The organism is Acinetobacter sp. YH12072, from assembly GCF_013419565.1.
In the GTDB taxonomy this organism is placed as follows: domain Bacteria; phylum Pseudomonadota; class Gammaproteobacteria; order Pseudomonadales; family Moraxellaceae; genus Acinetobacter.
This window is the reverse complement of sequence record NZ_VOZV01000070.1, coordinates 1-4911: the sequence shown is the minus strand read 5'-3', so window position 1 is coordinate 4911 and position 4911 is coordinate 1. Positions and strand designations below refer to the sequence as shown.

Sequence of the window (4911 nt, the reverse complement as noted above, 5' to 3'; positions counted from 1 at the left end):
TTAAATATCTTATAAAATATAAATCCTTATTTAAGTTTCCATGACCCAGTATTCCATGACTGGGCTTTTTTTTATTTCAAATAGTGTTTTAGTAAAAATCTATCAAATTTCGTATAACCGCCATTATGTTAAATGTATAACTTTATAAAGTGTTAATTTTAAAGTCTTCCAATGTTTTGCCTTTTTCTTCTAATAAATTATGAACAAACTCAGGCTCTAATTTCAGCATCAGTTCAATAGCATCATGGATTTTCCAAAATTGTAATTCAGGATGATCTATTATTTGGATTAAATGGTTTTTAATTAAAGGAATATATTCATCGTATTTTTCATCATCAATTAACCAAAATAAGCGACTAATATCAAATGGTTCTGTATTAGATATTTCTATAATCTTTTGTATAGGATGAAATATTTTTATTCTAGCCTGTTCACCAAATCCTAGATCAGCTTGGAATGCCCAATAACGAACAAAAGCTCTAAGTACATGCTGAAGTGTATCATCATAACCATGTAAACGATGATCTATATAACCAACTAATTTATTTTCATTTAATAAATTTACTAATGCATCAAAACCAGAGGATTGTCCCCAATTAGTCAGAAGTTTTGCTGCCTCAAATACAATATTTTCATCAGAAGAATTTAATAAATTTATGACTTGTTCTATACGATCTTCAGGAATATCTTCTGGATCTAAATCTGTTGCATCACATGCGTAATCTGCATGAGTAGGAACGTCATGCAGTAATACAGAAATTTCTTTATTCATTAAGCCACTCATTAATAATTATCTTAAGATTTTCTAAAATTAACATAATACACCTTATACGAAATACAACAGTTTTTTCCTTCAAGATCATTATATTAGAGATTGCCGCCTTGAATCATAGAGCAACAAGGCGGCAACTTTTCTATTTTTTATGTTCCACGCTTACTATTTGATCATTGTTCCACGGTTTTGATTAGATATTTTAATTATTAAACTTCTTCCAGTAATAGCCGAGCGAGTGTCTACGAGCGACCACCTGGCATTAAAATTTCGCCCCTGCCTTTTCCCTGATTACAAACTCCCCTTTGCTTCATAATGAAAGATACAGAGCATCCCGAATGGGTGCGAACTGTATTAGCCAAATTCTAGACGAGCGAAGCGAGCATAAAGACTACTGAGCGAAGCGAAGGCATAGTTTCTTTTTTTATTAAATCCTCAATTCATATTTGAAAAAAACAGCCCCTCAACCGAGCTAAAGCGAGGTTAAAACGTCCGAGCTTTAGCGAGGGCATAGGGCTGTTTTCATGCCTACTTAGGCTTTTATATATATTTTAAAGCTTTTAAATGCTTTTACGACCGCTAGAAACCTTTCTATTAAAGACTTCTAGCGGTTATAAAGGGACATTTAGTCGGTTATAAAGGGACATTTAGTCGGTTATAAAGGGACATTTAGTCGGTTATAAAGGGACATTTAGTCTCTATAAAGGGACATTATAGGTATTGACCCTTTAGTGACTTCAATTTACAATGTCCATATTATAAGTAACAATATAATCTGATTATGAAAAATGAGCTTGTTGTGAAGGATAATGCGTTAATCAATGCTAGTTATAATTTAGAAGTAACTGAACAACGTTTAATACTATTAGCAATTCTTAATGCAAGAGAAACAGGCAACGGTATTACAGCCGATAGTAAATTAGAAATACATGCGAAGGACTATGCTAGCCGTTTTGATATAAGCAATGATGGGGCCTATAAAGCATTAAAGAATGCTGTTTTAAACTTATTTGATCGACAATTTTCCTTTAAAGAACAAGATAAAAAAGGAAATATAGGCACAGTAAAATCAAGATGGGTAAGCCGTATTAAATACATTGATGATTCAGCCACATTAGAGATTACATTTGCGCCTGATGTTGTTCCATTAATTACAAGGCTTGAGCAGCATTTTACGAGCTATCAGCTTAAACAAGTTAGCCAACTTACCAGTAAATACGCTATACGTTTATATGAGCTTTTGATTGCATGGCGTGAAGTTGGAAAAACTCCAAAAATTGAGTTACACGATTTCAGAAGCAAAATTGGTATCGAAGACACTGAATACATAGCAATGAATGATTTTAAAAAACGTGTATTAGAACCAGCTATTAACCAAATTAATAAATATACAGATATTACGGCAACGTATGAACAGCATAAAAAAGGGCGATTAATTTCAGCATTTTCATTTATTTTTAAGCAAAAACACCAACCAAAGATTGAAAAGACAGTTGACCTAAAAAGGGATCCAAATACACCTGATTTCTTTATCCCTATGACAGATGCTCAACGACATTTATTTGCCAATAAAATGGCTAAATTGCCTGAATTGAGCGAGTATTCACGAGGAACTGAAAGCTATGAAGATTTTGCAATCCGTATTGCTGATATGCTTTTAGAACCTCCAAAATTTAGGATGTTCTATCCGCTACTGGAGCAACTTGGGTTTAAGTAACTATTTAAAATGGAGCTAAATAGCTCCCTTTTTTATTAATTTAGAACTGGCAAATCAAAAAGCTTTCTATCTCTATCTTCTGTTAAATACTCGTTGAGTTCAGCGAGTATTTTTTCTTTATTGGCTTCATTGGCATTCATTTTTTTAATCAAATAAGAACCAAGCAAAATTTTACGTCGAGTATCATCCTTCCTTTCCTGCTCTTTTTGCTTTGACCTTTCTCTAGCTTCGATAGCTTGTTTGCGAGCCTTTAACTGTTTCAGCTTTTCTAACTGGGCTTCGATTTTCTTTTCGAGAGTTTCAGCAGCTTTTGTCATGATTCAGATTTCGGGATATAGAAAACCACTCAAGCATAAGGCCCTATGAATTGAAATTCAAGCGGGCTATATGCTATCGTGTTTTTCATGAAATGCGCACTTACGACTTGGATTTCATCCAAGTCAAAGTTTGCGTAAGGGGATACCCCTTAACCCCAAAAAATTGCTACGCAATTTTTAAAAGCAAAAGCAAAACCATCACAAGGCTAAGGCATGGCAATTTATCACTGTACGACTAAGACCGTTAACCGAAGTTCGGGACGAACTGCGGTAGCATCTATGGCCTATCGTGCAGGAGAAAAATTGACAGATGAACGGACAGGGTTAACGCACGACTTCACGAGAAAAGAAGGTGTGGTGTATACAGAGATTCTTTCTAACTTGGATACTGAATTAGACCGAAGCAAAGTTTGGAATCTTGCGGAAAAATCAGAAAATCGGAAAGATGCCCGAACCGCACGTGAATGGGTGATTGCTCTACCGGACGAGCTGGATGAAGAACAGCGAAAAGAACTAGCAAGAGAGTTTGCCCAATCTTTAGTAGACCGTTATGGGGTGGTTGCAGATTTGGCGATTCATGCACCTAGCAAAGGTGGAGATGATAAAAACCATCATGCACATATCTTACTGACAACTCGCAAAGCAGAATTAGATACTGAAAATAAACTGGTCCTCACTCAAAAATCGGAAATTGAGTTAAGTAACACCAAAAGAAAAAGCTTAGGCATGGGAACAAGCCAGGAAGAAATTAAACAGATTCGAGCCACCTGGGCAAACTTAGCCAATCATGCTCTGGAATATGCAGGGTATCGGGAAAGAATCGACCACCGCAGTTATGCCGATCAAGGTAATCAGCTACAAGCCACTATCCATGAGGGTAGTAAGGTCACGCAGATGCGCAGGAAAGGCATAGATACTGAGATTAGTCGTTTCAACGACACGATCAAACAGCAGAACAGCCAACAGCTCCAAAACAAACAACAGCATAAAGAAAAAACCTTAGAACAAGGGTTCAACCGTGTTGAGCAAGGCTTTGAGCAATGGAAGAAAGATCAGGAAGCTAAACGCCTAGAACTGGAACATAAAAAGCAGTTAAAGCTACAGCAAGAACAAGCGATGAAGCTGAAACAACGCAAAAGCATGAATAGAAATGGGCCTTCCCTATGAGCAATCAAAACGATTTAGACGACCAGTTATATATTTTATTGGCATCCATGAAGGAATACAGGGAAGCCATAGCAGATGATAACAAGCGATTAGAGACGTTTTACAATAAGGTAGCTAGTGGGGTGCTAGAACAAAGCAAAAAGACCCTAAATAACGCAAATCAGGAAGCTACACGTGCCCTTCAAGGTCGTATTCAGGAGTTAGATAAAGCCACCGATAAATTGAACTACAAATTTATTGCCTTGTTGTGTGCAATTTTCCTTAGTCTGGTATTAGTTTTCCTGTCTTTTATATTTTTATTTATTCCAAGTTTTGATGAGATCAAGCAGCGTCGTGCTGAAGCAGCTTGGCTAGATCAAAGCTATAAACTCGATATTAGAAACTGTAATGGTAAATCCTGTGTCCGAGTTATGAAAAATGACTGTCACGGAACGAATAAGGATTACTGTGTTATTGATCCTAAATAAATACTGGCAAGTACTTTGCTCGGTTCTTTTCTTAATCTTATTGCTACCGAATATCGCAAAGTGGCTCGACTTTGAGATATGGCAATAGCCATGTCTCAAAGTATCGAGCTTTACTTTTCATTCTTTATGTCCTATCTATTTGCTATAGGGAAGCATACTTTATAGCACTTATAGTGGAATTAATAATGAGAAGGTATTTGATTTTCCTAGCTTTTATAATAATGATTTTTATTTTAGCTCTCGTTGTTAAACTCGATAATGATCGGAAAAAATTTGAAGTATTCAATGAAGTAGAGACAACAAACAAGTTGATACAAAAAAAACCATAGTTTTTTTATGGTTTTTTAAATATCTTATAAAATATAAATCCTTATTTAAGTTTCCATGACCCAGTATTCCATGACTGGGCTTTTTTTTATTTCAAATAGTGTTTTAGTAAAAATCTATCAAATTTCGTATAACCGCCATTAT

General features: G+C 35.5%; 5 protein-coding genes. 3 read left to right on the top strand and 2 right to left on the bottom strand.

Going from position 1 to position 4911, the window contains the following annotated elements; translation table 11 throughout:
• Positions 1–142: 142 nt before the first annotated feature.
• Positions 143–772 (bottom strand): hypothetical protein, encoded by a 630-nt coding sequence (locus FTU19_RS15775; RefSeq protein ID WP_078194520.1) that lies wholly within the window; start codon positions 770–772, stop codon positions 143–145.
• A 781-nt stretch (positions 773–1553) separates the two neighbouring features.
• Here FTU19_RS15775 and repM point away from each other — a divergent pair.
• The gene (gene repM, locus FTU19_RS15770) at positions 1554–2489 is read left to right on the top strand and encodes a replication initiation protein RepM (RefSeq protein WP_159516845.1); all 936 of its coding nucleotides are present in this window, start codon (positions 1554–1556) and stop codon (positions 2487–2489) included.
• Between the two features lie 35 nt (positions 2490–2524).
• Here the strand turns inward: repM and FTU19_RS15765 are convergent, their stop codons facing one another.
• The gene (locus tag FTU19_RS15765; protein ID WP_180001894.1) at positions 2525–2806 is read right to left on the bottom strand and encodes a mobilization protein; all 282 of its coding nucleotides are present in this window, start codon (positions 2804–2806) and stop codon (positions 2525–2527) included.
• 213 nt (positions 2807–3019) lie between these two features.
• Here FTU19_RS15765 and mobQ point away from each other — a divergent pair, with 213 nt between their 5' ends.
• Both mobQ and FTU19_RS15755 read left to right on the top strand, forming a co-directional pair.
• On the top strand, positions 3020–3973 hold the full coding sequence (gene mobQ, locus FTU19_RS15760; protein WP_180001892.1) for a MobQ family relaxase: 954 nt from the start codon (positions 3020–3022) through the stop codon (positions 3971–3973).
• A complete protein-coding gene (locus tag FTU19_RS15755) occupies positions 3970–4440 on the top strand; it encodes a hypothetical protein (protein WP_180001893.1) in 471 nt (156 codons plus the stop codon). Before mobQ ends, FTU19_RS15755 begins: the two co-directional genes overlap by 4 nt.
• Positions 4441–4911 lie beyond the last annotated feature (471 nt).

Bases quoted from the DNA above. Each gene is read 5' to 3' on its own strand.
- FTU19_RS15775 (WP_078194520.1), bottom strand. From the start codon at position 772: ATGAATAAAGAAATTTCTGTATTACTGCATGACGTTCCTACTCATGCA.
- repM (WP_159516845.1), top strand. From the start codon at position 1,554: ATGAAAAATGAGCTTGTTGTGAAGGATAATGCGTTAATCAATGCTAGT.
- FTU19_RS15765 (WP_180001894.1), bottom strand. From the start codon at position 2,806: ATGACAAAAGCTGCTGAAACTCTCGAAAAGAAAATCGAAGCCCAGTTA.
- mobQ (WP_180001892.1), top strand. From the start codon at position 3,020: ATGGCAATTTATCACTGTACGACTAAGACCGTTAACCGAAGTTCGGGA.
- FTU19_RS15755 (WP_180001893.1), top strand. From the start codon at position 3,970: ATGAGCAATCAAAACGATTTAGACGACCAGTTATATATTTTATTGGCA.